Origin of the sequence: Aquabacterium sp. (assembly GCF_035476535.1) — a bacterium.
Lineage (GTDB): Bacteria > Pseudomonadota > Gammaproteobacteria > Burkholderiales > Burkholderiaceae_C > Pseudaquabacterium.
In genome coordinates this window covers 1-15009 of record NZ_DATILJ010000106.1, presented here as the reverse complement: position 1 = coordinate 15009, position 15009 = coordinate 1, and the positions used below count along the sequence as shown (strand labels likewise).

15 protein-coding genes and 1 riboswitch are annotated in these 15009 nt (G+C 69.0%); of the genes, 10 read left to right on the top strand and 5 right to left on the bottom strand.

Annotation, left to right across the window (positions count from 1 at the left end; translation table 11 throughout):
* The 4 genes from VLK61_RS10735 to VLK61_RS10720 form a co-directional block, all read right to left on the bottom strand.
* The coding region (locus tag VLK61_RS10735; RefSeq protein WP_325420968.1) for a carboxypeptidase M32 at nt 1-1139 on the bottom strand (1139 nt) is incomplete at its 3' end.
* Between the two features lie 91 nt (nt 1140-1230).
* Entirely contained in the window at nt 1231-1827 is a 597-nt protein-coding gene (locus VLK61_RS10730; RefSeq protein WP_325420966.1) for a hypothetical protein, read from the bottom strand.
* Entirely contained in the window at nt 1824-2444 is a 621-nt protein-coding gene (locus VLK61_RS10725; RefSeq protein WP_325420964.1) for a hypothetical protein, read from the bottom strand. The genes VLK61_RS10730 and VLK61_RS10725 overlap by 4 nt, the downstream gene beginning before the upstream one ends.
* A 97-nt stretch (nt 2445-2541) precedes the next feature.
* On the bottom strand, nt 2542-3024 hold the full coding sequence (locus VLK61_RS10720) for a YqaA family protein (RefSeq protein ID WP_325420962.1): 483 nt from the start codon (nt 3022-3024) through the stop codon (nt 2542-2544).
* A 132-nt stretch (nt 3025-3156) separates the two neighbouring features.
* On the opposite strand from VLK61_RS10720, the gene dusB reads away from it, so the two are divergent.
* Genes dusB through purH form a run of 3 tightly spaced genes read left to right on the top strand, consistent with a single transcriptional unit; the run spans nt 3157 to nt 6033 of the window.
* The gene (dusB, locus tag VLK61_RS10715; protein WP_325420960.1) at nt 3157-4194 is read left to right on the top strand and encodes a tRNA dihydrouridine synthase DusB; all 1038 of its coding nucleotides are present in this window, start codon (nt 3157-3159) and stop codon (nt 4192-4194) included.
* On the top strand, nt 4191-4427 hold the full coding sequence (locus VLK61_RS10710; protein ID WP_325420958.1) for a Fis family transcriptional regulator: 237 nt from the start codon (nt 4191-4193) through the stop codon (nt 4425-4427). The genes dusB and VLK61_RS10710 overlap by 4 nt, the downstream gene beginning before the upstream one ends.
* 28 nt (nt 4428-4455) lie before the next feature.
* Nucleotides 4456-6033 (top strand): bifunctional phosphoribosylaminoimidazolecarboxamide formyltransferase/IMP cyclohydrolase, encoded by a 1578-nt coding sequence (purH, locus tag VLK61_RS10705; protein ID WP_325420957.1) that lies wholly within the window; start codon nt 4456-4458, stop codon nt 6031-6033.
* A gap of 48 nt (nt 6034-6081) precedes the next feature.
* On the opposite strand, the gene VLK61_RS10700 is transcribed toward purH, so the two are convergent.
* Nucleotides 6082-7101: a Bug family tripartite tricarboxylate transporter substrate binding protein gene (locus VLK61_RS10700; RefSeq protein ID WP_325420956.1), complete on the bottom strand. Its 1020-nt coding sequence runs from the start codon at nt 7099-7101 to the stop codon at nt 6082-6084.
* Between the two features lie 174 nt (nt 7102-7275).
* Between VLK61_RS10700 and VLK61_RS10695 the strand changes: the two genes are divergently transcribed.
* The 7 genes from VLK61_RS10695 to VLK61_RS10665 form a co-directional block, all read left to right on the top strand.
* Nucleotides 7276-8700, top strand: coding sequence for an FAD-dependent oxidoreductase (locus VLK61_RS10695; protein ID WP_325420955.1), 1425 nt, complete (start codon nt 7276-7278; stop codon nt 8698-8700).
* The gene (locus VLK61_RS10690) at nt 8697-9509 is read left to right on the top strand and encodes an IclR family transcriptional regulator (protein WP_325420954.1); all 813 of its coding nucleotides are present in this window, start codon (nt 8697-8699) and stop codon (nt 9507-9509) included. Before VLK61_RS10695 ends, VLK61_RS10690 begins: the two co-directional genes overlap by 4 nt.
* A 10-nt stretch (nt 9510-9519) precedes the next feature.
* The gene (locus VLK61_RS10685) at nt 9520-10806 is read left to right on the top strand and encodes an aconitase X catalytic domain-containing protein (protein WP_325420953.1); all 1287 of its coding nucleotides are present in this window, start codon (nt 9520-9522) and stop codon (nt 10804-10806) included.
* Nucleotides 10806-11225: an aconitase X swivel domain-containing protein gene (locus VLK61_RS10680; protein ID WP_325420952.1), complete on the top strand. Its 420-nt coding sequence runs from the start codon at nt 10806-10808 to the stop codon at nt 11223-11225. The genes VLK61_RS10685 and VLK61_RS10680 overlap by 1 nt, the downstream gene beginning before the upstream one ends.
* A gap of 2 nt (nt 11226-11227) precedes the next feature.
* A complete protein-coding gene (locus VLK61_RS10675; protein ID WP_325420951.1) occupies nt 11228-13006 on the top strand; it encodes a dihydroxy-acid dehydratase in 1779 nt (592 codons plus the stop codon).
* Between the two features lie 3 nt (nt 13007-13009).
* On the top strand, nt 13010-14044 hold the full coding sequence (locus VLK61_RS10670; RefSeq protein ID WP_325420950.1) for a Bug family tripartite tricarboxylate transporter substrate binding protein: 1035 nt from the start codon (nt 13010-13012) through the stop codon (nt 14042-14044).
* A 109-nt stretch (nt 14045-14153) separates the two neighbouring features.
* Nucleotides 14154-14258: riboswitch (TPP riboswitch) on the top strand.
* 82 nt (nt 14259-14340) lie between these two features.
* Nucleotides 14341-15009, top strand: a 669-nt coding sequence (locus VLK61_RS10665; RefSeq protein ID WP_325420949.1) for a phosphomethylpyrimidine synthase ThiC, incomplete at its 3' end; no start/stop codon positions are given.

Sequence of the window (15009 nt, the reverse complement as noted above, 5' to 3'; positions counted from 1 at the left end):
TCCTCGGGCTCGATCTCGCCTTCGATCAGCGGACGTTCGATCTCGTAGCGCAGGATCACGTGCGCCGGGTAGGTCACCTCGTCAGCGTCGACGCGGATGAGGCCGGGCTTCACGCGCGTCATCAGGCGGTGCAGGTTGCCGGCCTCGAAGGCCGGCTGCTCGCCGAAGGCCTCGCGCACCAGCGGCGCCAGCAGGCCGGCAAAGCCCGGGTGGCTGCCCAGCTGCATCTCGAAGCTCAGCGACTGGCTCTCGTGGATGGCCATCGAGCGTGCGCGTGAGATCGGCTGGCCGAGCAGATCGCGTGGGCGGTTCTGCTCGTAGCGGCCGTGGCCGGTCTCGTGGATCGTGCCCATCAGGCTGACCAGGAACTCGTCCTCGCGGTAGCGCGTGGTCAGGCGCACATCCTCCGGCACGCCGCCCGAGAACGGATGTGTGCTGACATCCAGCCGGCCGGCCTGGAAGTCGAAGCCCAGCAGGCGCATCGCCCGCTCGCACAGGCTGCGCTGCGCGGCCTGCGGGAAGGGCCCGACCGGGGCGATCACCGCCTCGTGCGCCTGCCGCTCGGTGACCTGACGGATCAGCCCGGGCAGCCACTGACGCACCTCGCCGAAGATGCGGTCGACCTGCGCGCAACGCATGCCGGGCTCGAAGCGGTCCATCAGCGCGTCGTACTTCGACACGCCGCCCTGCTCGGCCAGCAGCGCGGCCTCTTCGCGCGCGGTGGCCAACACCTCGCGGAAGTTCTCGACGAAGCCGGCCCAATCATTCGCCGGGCGCTGCGTGCGCCAGGCATGTTCGCAGCGCGAGGTGGCCAGCTGCGAACGCTGCACCAGCGATTCGGGCAGCGCGTTCGATTGGTGCCACTCGCGCCGCATCTCGCGCAGATTGGCGCGCTGCAGTTCGGTAAGCGGCTCCTGCTCGGCGCGCGACAAGCCGTCGCGCAACTGCGGGTCGGTGCGCATGCGGTGCATCAGCGCGGCCATCTCGGCCAGCGCCGCGGCGCGTGCATCGTTGCCGCGCGGCGGCATGTTCGCCGCCTGGTCCCACGAGGCGATGGATTGCAGGTGCTGCAGGTTGTGCAGGCGCTGAAAGGTGGCGGCCAGGGCCTCGTAGGCCGGCGTGGAGGTGGCAGGTGTCATGGTGTGACGAGTGCAGGCAAGGGGCTGCGATTCTCGCGCCGGGGCGGCGCCCAGCCGGTGCCGCCCCGTGCATACCCTGATCGAGTCCCGGTCAGCGCGCCAGCGCCGCCTTGAACGCCGGGTCATCCAGCAGCCTGGCCACCAGTTGCCGGTACAGCGCCGAATACTCGTTGATCGCCGCGGGTATCGCCACCGCCCCAACAAACGAGGATTCCCAGGTCGCGCTGGCCCGGTGTTCACGCTCGTAGACCTTGGCGCCGGCGCGCAGCACGACGAACTTCGCGGCCAGGCTGCCGCTGCCCTGGCTCATCGCCGCGTCGACCTGGCTCTCGACCAGAGTGCCTTCGATGACCAGCGTGGACGCGGTATCCAGCAGGCCGGCGGCCTTCAACTCGGTGACCAGTGTTTCCTTCAAGTACTGCGCGAAGGAGTTCTGGTAGGGCGATACCAACGTGACGGCGCGAATGCCCAGCCGCGCATCCATCTCCGCCGGCTTGCCGGCGGCCAGCGCAAAACCGCCCACGGCCACCGGCTGGGCCACCGCGCCCTTGACCTTCTGGATGTTGTCGACACTGGCCACCGGTGCGCCGAGTTGAACGTTGGCACAACCGGTCATCAGCAGCAACAGGGCCGCCAGCCCGGCCAGATGAAGCCGCTGGCCCATAAACATCAGGAGGTGGCCGCTCACTTGGCAAGCTCCTGCGACAGCTCATTCAGCGAGGTGCTGACAATGTCACGTGTCATCGTGCGAACGGCAGCTTCGATGTTCTCGGCCTGGACGGCGTTGGCCGGTGCCGCGGCAGCACCGACAGTGGTATGGATGGCATGCCGCGCGGTCTTGACGATCGGCTCGGCCTGGCCTTCAGCCAGGTACTTCGCGGTGCAGACATAACCATCGGAGACCTGCGAGCCAGCGAGGCCGAAGGTCAGTCCGGTGACGAAGCCTTTGCCGAATGCGTTGTCGGTCAAGGGCACGTTGTTCAGCACGATGCTCAGCAGCGCGCCGCCCGCCACGGCCTTGTCCTGCACGTCCGAGAACAGGCCGCTGGCCTTGACCTGCTCGCTCACCTGCGCCTTCAGGTGATCGGTGGCCCGCGCATTGAGCGCCCCCTTTGTCTGGAACTCGAACAGCAGTTGCACCGGCCTGGCCGTTGCCGGCTTCTTGAACTGCGCCGCCGGGACTTCCTTGGTCGCCGTGTCGACATAGAAACTACCGCAGCCGGTGAGGGCCAACAGACCCACCAGCCCGGCGACGCGCACGCACCGACCCACGCCGGCCATCACGGCCGAACGAAACTTCAACATGACTCTCCTCCTTGAGAACGGATCACGCGGCTCCCTCGCCGCGCGCCGGATCGTATCCGCAGCTTGCGGGGTCCGGCCCGCGCGCCGCCCCCCGGACTCAGGGAGTCATCTGCCCCGGAAACACCCACAGCAGCGCCGCCGTCATCGTCAGGTAGCGCGCGAACTTGCCGATCGCCATGTAGGCGACGCAGGGCCAGAACGGCAGCTGCAACCAGCCGGCCACCGCGCACAGCGGGTCGCCGACACCCGGCAGCCACGACAACAGGCAGCCCTTGGCGCCCAGGCGCTGCAGCCATTTCAGCGCATGCGCTTCGAAGCGCTTGTGGGCCACCCGTTCGTACACCTTCTCGGCGCCGTAGCCCATCCACCAGGTGATCGCGCCGCCGATGGTGTTGCCCAGCGTGGCCACGCCGATCGCCGGCCAGAACAAGGCCAGGTTGGCCTTGACCAGTGCAAACACCGCCGGCTCCGAGCCCATGGGCAGCAAGGTGGCCGAGACCAGCGAGATCACGAACACCGCCGGCAAACCAACATTGGGCAAGGCCAGCAGGGCCAGCATCGCGGGGATCCAGGTGTCCATGGCGCGCATCATAGGCAGCTGTGCGCAGCGCCCGGCCTGGGGGTTGCCGATGCCGCCGGCCGGCGCGGCCGCCGGTCTGCCCGCCGCTATACTGCTGCCTCCTTTTTCGGCACCACCCTCCCCGGTTTTCCCATGCGCATCGGCCCCCACGAGCTGCCGAATCGTCTGTTCGTCGCGCCCATGGCCGGCGTGACGGACCGCCCCTTCCGCCAGCTGTGTCGGCGGCTGGGCGCGGGCTATGCGGTGAGCGAGATGGTGACGTCGCGCAAGGATCTGTGGAACTCGCTGAAGACCTCGCGCCGCGCTGACCACACCGGTGAAGCGGCGCCCATCGCGGTGCAGATCGCCGGCACCGATGCGGCGATGATGGCCGAGGCCACGGCCTACAACATCGACCGCGGCGCGCAGATCATCGACATCAACATGGGCTGCCCGGCCAAGAAGGTGTGCAACAAGTGGGCCGGCTCGGCGCTGATGCGCGACGAGCCGCTGGCGCTGGCCATCGTCGAAGCGGTGGTCGCCGCCGCCGCGCCGCATGGCGTGCCGGTGACCTTGAAGATGCGCACCGGCTGGTGCGACAGCGAACGCAACGCCGTGGCGCTGGCCCGCGCGGCGGAGAGCGCCGGCGTGGCCATGCTCACCGTGCACGGCCGCACGCGTGAACAAGGCTACAAGGGCGCCGCCGAGTACGACACCATCGCCGCCGTCAAGGCCGCGGTGCGCGTGCCGGTGGTCGCCAACGGCGACATCCATTCGCCGCAGAAGGCGCGCGAGGTGCTGGCCTATACCGGTGCCGACGCACTGATGGTCGGCCGCGCCGCGCAGGGCCGGCCGTGGATCTTCCGCGAGATCGCGCACTTCCTGTCCACCGGTGAAGAATTGCCGCCGCCGCCAACGTCTGAAGTACGCGGCTGGCTGCTGGCGCACCTGCACGAGCACTACGGGCTGTACGGTGACTTCATCGGCGTGCGCACGGCCCGCAAACACATCGGCTGGGCCGTGCGCGCGCTGCCCGGCGGCGAAGCCTTCCGCGCAGTGATGAACACACTGGACAGCATCGACGCGCAGGTGGCCGCCGTTTCAACCTTTTTCGACGAACTCGCTGAACACCACGTGCTGCTGCCGCAAGCCGCAGCGGCGAATGACGAACTGCTGGCGCTAGAGGCATGAGCAAGAAGAAGATCGAAGAGTGCATCCGCGACAGCCTGGAGCAGTACTTCAAGGACCTGCACGGCACCGAGCCGCATGCGGTGCACGACATGGTGGTGGCCACCGTCGAGAAGCCGATGCTCGAGGTGGTGATGAAGCATGCCGACGGCAACCAGAGCAAGGCCGCCGAATGGCTGGGCATCAACCGCAACACGCTGCGCCGCAAGCTGCTTGATCACAAGCTGATCAAGTGACCCGATTCCTCCACTTCGCTTTCCGCCCATGACCACCGCACTGCTTTCGGTCTCCGACAAGACCGGCATCGTCGACTTCGCCCGCGCGCTGCACCAGCGCGGCATCAAGCTGCTGTCCACCGGCGGCACCGCGCGCCTGCTGGCCGACAACGGCCTGCCGGTGACCGAGGTGTCCGAGGTGACCGGCTTCCCCGAGATGCTGGACGGCCGCGTCAAGACGCTGCACCCGCGCATCCACGGCGGCCTGCTGGCGCGGCGCGAAATGCCCGAGCACATGGCCGCGCTGAAAGCCCATGGCATCGCGCCGATCGACCTGCTGGTGATCAACCTCTACCCGTTTGCGCAGGCCACCGCGCGACCCGATTGCACGCTGGAAGACGCGATCGAGAACATCGACATCGGCGGCCCGGCGATGCTGCGCGCCGCGGCCAAGAACTGGCCCGATGTCGGCGTGGTGATCGACCCGGCCGACTATGCGCAGGTGCTCGCCGAGCTGGACGCCGACGGCCTGACGCGCAAGACCAAGTTCGGCCTGGCTCGCAAGGTGTATGCGCACACCGCCGCCTACGACGGCATGATCACCAACTACCTCAGCGCGCTGGAAGCCGGCGCCGAGGAGAAGCCCGCCGCGGTGCCCACGCGCCATGAATATCCCGGCACCTTCACGCTGCAGCTCGAGAAGGTGCAGGACATGCGCTACGGCGAGAACCCGCACCAGAGCGCGGCCTTCTACCGCGAGCGCTTGGCCGTGCCGGGCACCTTGTCGCAATGGACGCAGCTGCAGGGCAAGGAGCTGTCGTTCAACAACATCGCCGATGCCGATGCGGCCTGGGAATGCGTCAAGACCTTCGACGCGCCGGCCTGCGTGATCATCAAGCACGCCAACCCCTGCGGCGTGGCGATCGGCGGCACCGCCGTCGAGGCCTACGGCAAGGCGCTGAAGACCGACCCGACCTCGGCCTTCGGCGGCATCGTCGCGTTCAACCAGCCGCTGGACGCCGCGACGGCCAACGCCATCCAGGAGGCGCGGCAATTCGTCGAGGTGCTGATCGCGCCTTCGGTCACACCCGAGGCCCGGGCCATCTTTGCTGCCAAGCAAAATGTGCGGCTGCTGGAGGTGCCCTTGGCCAAGCAGGGCAACCTGCTGGACTTCAAGAGAGTCGGCGGCGGCATGCTGCTGCAATCGGCCGATGCGAAGAACGTCGCGGCCAGCGACCTGAAGATCGTCACCACGCTGCAGCCCACGCATGAGCAGATGCAGGACCTGCTGTTCGCGTGGAAGGTGGCCAAGTTCGTCAAGAGCAACGCCATCGTGTTCTGCGCCGGCGGCATGACCATGGGCGTGGGCGCGGGCCAGATGAGCCGCGTTGACTCCTCACGTATCGCCAGCATCAAGGCCGACAACGCCGGCCTGTCGTTGAAAGGCACGGCCGTCGCCAGCGACGCCTTCTTCCCGTTCCGCGACGGGCTCGACGTGGTGGTGGACGCCGGCGCCAGCTGCGTGATCCAGCCTGGTGGCTCGATGCGTGACAACGAAGTGATCGCCGCGGCCAACGAGCGCGGCATCGCGATGGTGCTGACCGGCACGCGGCATTTCCGGCACTGACAAACCGTCACCGGCGCTTGCGCCCCGGCGGCCTGCAGCAAGCGTCTGCTACTGCTTCTGGAAGCCGATCTGCCGCACCATGGCGCCCCAGCGTTCGTAGGCGCTGCGCATTTCGGCGTTCAGCTCGGCCGGCGTCGACGACACGGCCTCGTAGGCGCCCTTGGCGATCGCTTCGCGCACCGGCGCCGATGACAAGGCCTGCACGAACATCGCGTTGATGCGCGCCACCAGTTCGGGCGGCAGGCGCGCCGGGCCGACCACCGCGATCCAGCTGGTCAGGTCGATGCCGGCCACGCCTTGCTCGCTGATCGTCGGCACGTTCGGGATGAACGGATTGCGCACCGGCGCGGCGACACCAATGATGCGGATCTTGCCGGTCTTCTCGTTGATGATCGCTGTCGGCGCGGCATCGAAGTAGGCCTGCACGCGGCCTTCGAGCAGATCGCGGGCGGCGTCGGCGGTGCCCTTGTACGGCACGTGGACCATGTCGATGCCGGCCGCCTTCGCGAAGGCTTCGGCATAGAGGTGCGACGAAGTGCCGACGCCGAAGGACGCAAAGCTCAGCTGGCCCGGATGGGCACGCGCCCAGGCCACCAGTTCACGCACATTGCTGGCCGGCACCGAGCTGTGCAGCGTCAGCACCAGCGGGCCGCGGCTGGCCAGCGTGATCGGCGTGAAGTCCTTGAACGGGTCGTAGGGCACGCTGTTCAAGGTGTGCGGGTTCTGCGCGAAGGTCGATGAAGGCGCGAACAGCAGCGTGTAGCCGTCCGGCGCGGCACGGGCCACCTCGCTGGCGGCCAGCATCATGCTGGCGCCCGGCTTGTTCTCGACGATCACCTGCACGCCCGTCTGCTCCGTGAGTTTCTGTGCGATCACGCGCGCCTGCGCATCGAGCGAGCCGCCTGCGGCCAGGCCGACCATCAGCCGGATCGCGCGGCCGGGCTGCGGGTAGACCACCGGCTGCGCGGCCAGGTCGGCCGCCGGCAACAGCAACGCAAGGGCCAGCGCCCAGGCCAGCGTGGCAACGCCCCGGCGCTGCACGCAGGCTGTGCTTATCGGCGAATTCATGCGCTCGTCTCCGTAATTTTGGTCATCAAGACCGAAAAGATACGGTCTTGATGCAAACCTGTCAAACAAGGACCTGGTGAAATCCTTGCGCATCTCCCGGACTCTGACGAGCACGATTGCTATTTTCGGACTCATGGTCCATTATTAAGTCATCGCCGCTCAACCCCTCCCGACATGAAAACCGTCGCCCGCACCGACGAACGCATCCTCAGCGCCGATGTCTTCGACCGCGATGCCAAGCCGCCGCGCCCGGCGCTCGGCAGCCACCATGAGCCGGCGCGCCAGATCCCGGTCTACCGCCGCTGTGACGTGCTGGTGGTGGGAGGCGGCCCCTCGGGCACTGCGGCAGCCACGGCGGCAGCGCGGCTCGGCGCCGACGTGGTGCTGCTCGAGCGCTACAACCACCTGGGCGGGCTGTCCACCGGCGGCCTGGTGATCTGGATCGACCGCATGAGCGATTGGCAGGGCGAACTGGTGATCCGCGGCTTTGCCGAGGAGCTGTTCGACCGCCTGCCGGCCGAGGCCGTCGCCGGCCCGGCGCCGACCGACTGGGGTTCGACCGATGCGGCCAAGGCCGCGCACTGGTCGCAGCGCACCGCCGCCTACCACGGCATCGTGACCTGGTCGCCGACCATCGACCCGGAACGGCTGAAGCTCTTGTCGCAGGAGATCGCGATCGAGAGCGGCGTGCACCTGCTCTACCACGCCTGGGCAAGCGAGCCCATCGTCGAGCAAGGCCGCGTCGCCGGCATCAGCTTCGAGAGCAAGGAAGGCCGCATGGCCATCCGCGCCTCGGTGGTGGTCGACGCCACGGGCGACGGCGACATCTTCGCGCGTGCCGGCGCCGCCTACGACAACGACATCGAAGAGGCTGACGTGCACCACTGCATGAACACCTCGTGGTTGTTCGGTGGCGTCGACATGGCGCGCTGGATTGCCTTCAAGGCCGGCCAGCCCGAATTGTTCGCCGACTTCATGGCCCGAGGCCGCACTGCTTGCGGGTTATTCGACCGGCCCTTCGTGTCCTGGCGCGACGACATCGCGCTGTTCATGGGCCCGCGCCAATCGGGTTACTCGGCACTCGATGTCGACGACCTCACCGCCGTCGAAGTGCGCTCGCACCGTGCGATGGACAGGCACCTGGCCTTCTACCGCGCCCATGCCCCGGGCTTCGAGAACGCCTACCTGATGCTGTCGGCACCGCAGATCGGCGTGCGCCACGCGCGGCGGCTGAAGGGTGTCGACGCGGTGCTGCGCAGCCGCTGGAGCGAAGGCCTGGCCTTGCCCGACGAGATCGGCGTCACGCCGGCGGTGAGCCCGAAGTTCCCGAACATCTCCATCCCCTACGGCGCGCTGTTGCCGCAAACGCTGGATGGCCTGCTGGCCTGCGGCCGCCATGTCTCCTGCGACAAGAATTCGCACGGCTTCATGCGCGAGATCCCGCAATGCTGGATCACCGGCCAGGCGGCCGGCGCCGCCGCCGCGTTGGCCGTCGCGCGCGGCATCCAGCCGCGTGCGGTGGACATCCGTGAGTTGCAGGCCGCCTTGCTGAACCAAGGCGTGTTCCTGCGCCCTGCCACCGAGGCCATCGCAGCATGAACAACAACGACGATCCCGAACTGCGCGGCCAGGCCACCGTCAGCGCGCTCGACCGCGGCCTCGCGCTGCTGCAATGCTTCAGCACCGAACAGCGCCTGCTCGGCGCCACCGAACTGGCGCGTTTGACCGGCATTCCGCGGCCCTCGGTCACGCGGCTGGCCGCCACGCTGGTGCAGCACCGCTGGCTGCGTGCCGAACCCGGTGGCGAGCGCTACATGCTCGGCGCCGGCGTGGTCTCGCTGGCCCAGGTGTTCCTGGCCGGGCTGGACATCCGCGCCGCCGCGCGTGGCCCGATGCAGGCGCTGGCCGAACGTTGCGGCGGCTCGGTCTACCTCGGGGTGCGCGACGGCCTGGAGATGGTGCTGGTCGAAGCCTGCCGGCCGCGCTCGTCGATGCTGGCCGCGCGGCTGGACGTTGGTTCGCGCGTGCCGCTGCCCAACTCCGCGCTCGGCCGCGCCTACCTCGGCGCGCTGGACGCACCCGCGCGCCAGCAGCTGATCGAATCACTGCGCTTGGCGCGCGGCAGCGACTGGCCGGCGCTGGAGCAAGGGCTGCAGCGCGCGCTGGCCGAGCGCGAGCGCAGCGGCTGGTGCCTGTCGATCGGCGAGTTCCACCGCGAGATCAACTCGGTCTCGGTCGCGCTGGCCGATTCGCGCGGCGAGGTGATGGCGCTGAACTGCGGCGGCGCGGCCTTCGGCTTCAGCGAAGCGCACTTGCGCAGCGAGATTGCGCCGGCGCTGGCCGAACTGGCGCGCTCGTTGGCGGCAGAAATCGGCGGCCGCGCCGCGCTGCCTGAAGTTGCTGCATGAGGACCGGAACATGAACCTCAGCGACGAAGAAAAGGCCATGCGCGACGGCCGCGACGGCCCGGCGGTGGCCAGGGCGATGGACTTGCTGATCCGCTACGGCGAAGCGCTGGACGCACAGTCGCTGGTCGAGACGCGCAATGTCTGCGGCACCGTGACGGCGACCACGCCCTTCATGCGCGATTTCGCGCAGGCCCAGGGCGGCCTGGACGCGGTGTTCAGCGAGTTCAACCTCGACAGCGCCGAAGTCGTCGCGGTGCCCAAGGTGCGCGCCTTCAGCTCGCACCTGCAGCTGGGCTTCGACCCGCACCACCCGGCCGAGATGGGCATCAGCGAGCAGACACTGCAGTTCTATCGCCAAAGTGAAGCGGCCGCGGCGCGCATGGGCGTGCAGATGATCAACACCTGCACGCCCTACCAGGTCGGCAACGTGCCCACACGCGGCGAGCACTGCGCGTGGATGGAATCCTCGGCCGTCGTCTACGCCAATTCAGTGCTGGGCGCACGCACCAACACCGAGGGCCGCGAGAGCACCAGCGCCGCGATGCTGACTTGCCGCATCCCGAACTGGGGTTTCCACCTCGACGAAGGCCGGCTCGGCACGCACGGCGTCGAGCTGGACATCGCGGTCGAATCGGTCGAGGACTGGGGCCTGTTCGGCTACTGGCTCGGCGACTGGGTGCAGGACCGCGTGCCTGTCGTGCGCGGTGTTGTGCGCGGCGTCGGCCGCGCGCCGAACCTGCCGCGACTGAAGCATTTCGGCGCCGCGGCCTCCTCGTCCGGCGGCGTCGAGATGTTCCACCTGGTCGGCGTGACGCCCGAGGCGCCGAGCTGGGAAGCCGCCTTCGGTGGCCGCTCACCCATCGAGCTACGACGCTACGGCGCCCGTGAACGGCAGGCCACGCTGGAGCGCATCAACGCCACCGCCACGGATCGCCAGGTCGACTACGTGATGCTCGGCTGCCCGCACTACACGATCGAGCAGATCTGGGAAGCCGCGCAGCTGCTCGAAGGCCGCCGCGTGCACGCGAACTGCGCGCTGTGGATCTTCACGCCGCGCGCGATCAAGTCGCTGGCCGACCGCAACGGCTACACGCAGACCATCGAAGCCGCCGGCGGCAAGCTGATGACCGACAGCTGTTCTGCCATGAGCCGCGCGGTGCCGCCGGGCACGAAGGTCGTCGCACTCGATTCGGCCAAGCAGGCGCACTACCTGCCGGCGATCCTCGGGCTGCAGGCCTGGTTCGGCAGCACCGAACAGTGCATCGAGGCGGCCTGCACCGGGCGCTGGGGCTCGTGATGACCGAGACATTTGTGATCCGTGGTCGCAAGGTGGTGCCGGGTGTGGCCGAGGCTGAGGCGCTGGTGTCGCACGAGCGCATCTCGGGCTGGGGCGGTGTTGATCCGCGGGACGGCCGCATCATCGAGACGCGGCACGCGCTGCGCGGGCAGAGTTTCGCTGGCAAGGTGCTGGTGTTCCCGGGGGCCAAGGGTTCGTCCGGCTGGTCGGCGCAATTCCATGTCGCCCGCGTGATGGGCACCGCCCCGGCGGCCTGGCTGTTCAACCAGATGACGACCAAGATCGCACTCGGCGCGGTGGTCAGCCACGCCCCGGCGATGACCGATTTCGACATCGACCCGCTAACGGTCATCCGCAGCGGCGACTGGGTGCGCGTCGATGCCGATGCCGGGCTCGTCACCATCACCCGCAAGGCATGAGCATGAACGACGACCAACCCAAACGCTCGCTGCGCAGCAACTTCCCGCGCGGCTCCTACCTGTGGTCGGTGCGCAATGCGCAGTGGCGCGCACTCGGCATTGCCGAAGCCGATTGCGAGAAGCCGAAGATCGCGGTCGTCAACTCCAGCAGCGAACTGGCCAGCTGCTACAGCCACCTCGACAAAATTGCCGCCGAGGTCAAGCAGGCGATCCGCGCGGCCGGCGGCCTGCCCTTCGAGATCCGCACCGCGGCGCCCAGCGACTTCATCACCGGCGCCGGCGCGCGCGGCGCCTACATGCTGGCCGCACGCGACCTGGTGACCAACGACATCGAGGTCGCCGTCGAAGGCGCGCAGCTCGACGGCATGATCTGCCTGACCTCCTGCGACAAGACCGTGCCCGGCCAGCTGATGGCCGCCGCACGGCTGAACATCCCCACACTGCTGCTGCCCTGCGGCTACCAGGCCAGCGGCGAGTACCAGGGCCGGCATTGCGACATCGAGGACGTGTTCATCGGCGCGATGCATGTGACCACCGGCGCGCTCGATCGCGAGACGCTGGTCGGCATGAGCCGCGAGGCGATCCGCTCGCCCGGCGTCTGCTCGGGCATGGGCACCGCGAACTCGATGCACATCGTCTGCGAGGCGCTGGGCATGGCGCTGCCGGGCAGCGCGCCCATTGCTGCGAGTGATGCGGCCGCTGCGCCTGGCGCCGGCGGCGTGGCGCTGAACCCGAAGCTGCTGGCCCAAGCCCGCACCGCCGGCGCGCGCATCGTGCAGATGGTGGCCGAGGACCTGAAGCCGCGCGACATCCTGCAGCCCGGCGCTTTTGCCAACGCGGTGCGCGCGGTGCTGGCGGTCGGCGGCTCGGTCAACTGCGTCAAGCACCTGCAGGCAGTGGCGAGCGAAGCCACGCATGGTTTCGACGGCGCGGCCGGCGCCGCGGGCCAGCCGGTCGATGTCTACGCGCTGTTCGAGCAGCTGGCCGACAGCACGCCGGTGCTGGCCGCCGTGCGCCCGGTCGGCGAGCAGACGATCGAGGCCTTCGAGGCCGCCGGCGGCTGCCGTGCGGTACTCAAGCAACTGCGGCCGCTGCTCGACACCGGCGTGCTCGGCGTCAGCGGTCGCACCTTGGCTGCCGACCTGGACGAAGCCCGCGTATTCGACGACGAAGTCATCCGCCCACTGCAGCGGCCGGTGGCGACGCGGCCGGCGATCGTCGTCCTGCGCGGCACCCTGTGCCCGGACAGCGGCATCGTCAAGGCCGGCATCCACGAGCGCCGCTCGCGCCGCTTCACCGGCCCGGCGATCTGCTTCGACACGGCCGATGCGGCGCTGGCCGCCATCAACGACGGCCGCATCCGGCCTGGCCACGCCGTTGTGATGCGCGGCGCGGGCCCCAGCGGCGGGCCGGCAATGGGCGGCGGTGCGTCGCGCGTGGTCTTTGCGCTCGATGGCGCCGGCCTCGGCGAGCAGGTGGCGATGCTGACCGACGGCCACTTGTCCGGCCTGGTCTGCAAGGGCCTGGTGGTCGCCGAAGTCGCGCCGGAAGCCGCGCTCGGCGGGCCGCTGGCATTGGTGCGCGACGGCGACGGCGTGCTGATCGACCTGGACACCCGCCGCTGCGAGTTGCTGGTCGACGAGGCGGAACTGCAGGCCCGGCGTGCGGCGTGGCAGCCGGCAAAGCCTAACTTCGATCGTGGCTGGTTGCAGATCTACCGCCACAACGTCGGCCCGCTGCCGCAGGGCGCGGTGCTGGTGCGAACGAACACACAGGAGTAGACGATGGCGACACGCACACTCACGCGCCAGGGCGTGATCTCGACACTCACGCGCCAGGGCGTGATCCCAACATTCACCCGCCGCCGGCTGATCGCTGCGGCCGCGGCCAGCGCCGCCTGGGCCGCACCGGCCGCCTGGGCGCAGGGCTTTCCGAACAAACCGCTGCGGCTGATCGTCGGCTTCGCGCCGGGCGGCGCGGCCGACGTGATGGCACGCATCATCGCCAAGGGCTTGGGGGCGCAACTCGGCCAGCAGGTCAATGTCGACAACAAGCCGGGGGCGGACGGCATCCTCGCGGCGCAGGAAGCGATGCGCGCGCCGGCCGATGGCTACACCTTGCTGCTGGGCACCAACACCGCGCTGGTGGCCGTGCCGGCACTGCGGCCGAACCCACCCTACGACCCGTTCAAGGCCTTCACGCCCATCAGCTCGGCCGGCGAGTTCTCGATGTTCCTGGCGGTCTCGCCGACGCTGCCCTCACGCAACCTCAACGAGTTCCTCGACCATGTCGCAGCGAACCCCGGCAAGTACAACTCGGCGTCCAGCAACAGCGCGGCCGAGCTGGCGATGCTGCAGCTGCTGTCGACACGCGGCGGCAAGGTCGTCAACGCCCGCTACAAGGGCGACGTGCAAGCGATGACCGACCTGGTCGGCGGCCAGGTGCACATGATGTTCTCGACCGGCACGCTGGTGCCGACCTTCGCGAAGGACGGCAAGATCCGCCCGCTGCTGACCCTGCTGCCGCAGCGCAGCCCGCTGCTGCCCGAGGTGCCCACCGCCACCGAGCTGGGCCTGGGCAAGCTGACGATCACGCCCTGGGCCGGCTTCTTCGGCCCGGCCGGCCTGCCCCCGGAGATCACCGCCACCTTGAGCGGCGAGCTGCGCAAGGCGCTGGCCCGGCCCGACGTGCACGAGCAACTGGTGGGCCAGGGCTTTTCCAGCTACGGCATGGGCGCCACCGAATTCGGCGCGTTCTTCCGCAAGCAGTACGACGGCTTCGTATCGACGGTGCGGGAGAACAACGTCAAGTTCGAATGAGCTTGAGCTTGAGCTGCAGGCCTCGCCTGGAAGCCGGCGATCGACGCCGGCGCAGAGCCCACAAGCAAAACACGGCGCTTGACGGCCGGCAGCGAATCACTGCACACTCCGCCCCGCTCCGGGGTGTGCCACAGCGCTGAGACGGTCGACAAGCGACCGAACCCGAGAACTTGATCCGGTTCATACCGGCGGAAGAAGAGCAGCCTGACTTGAAGGTGGTGGGACCGCGCGCGGCCCTGTCACTGTCACAGGGCGATCTCCGGAGCACATGTCCATGCTGCCTTCAGGAGATCGCGATGAATGCCCCCGAACGTTTTGATGCGCTGCTCGCCGCCTCGCGCGAGCCCTTCCCCGCTTCGCGCAAGGTCCATGTCGAAGGCAGCCTGCCCGGCGTGCGCGTGCCGATGCGCGAGATCACGCTCAGCAACGGCGAGACGCTGACCGTCTACGACACCGCCGGCCCCTATACCGATCCGGACGCGGCCATCGACATCCGCAGCGGCCTGCCCGCGCTGCGCGAAGCCTGGATCGCGGCGCGCGGCGACAGCGAAGCCTATGCCGGCCGCGCGCCGGGGCTGGTGGACGATGGCGGCAAGCCGGCGGCAGCAACGCTGGACAGCCTGCGCGCCGAAGCCCTGGCGTTGCAGCGCACACCGCGCCGCGCACTATCCAGCGCCGGACTGACGCAGATGCACTACGCCCGCCGCGGCATCGTGACGCCGGAGATGGAGTTCGTTGCGCTGCGCGAGAACGGCCGCCGCGACTGGACCCGCGCCTACCTGAACGATGCCGAGCGTGAAGCCCGGCTGGCCGGACAAGCGCTGGGCGCCGCGATCCCCGAGATCATCACGCCCGAGTTCGTGCGCGACGAGGTGGCGCGCGGCCGCGCGGTGATCCCGGCCAACATCAACCACCCCGAGCTGGAGCCGATGGCCATCGGCCGCAACTTCAAGGTCAAGATCAAC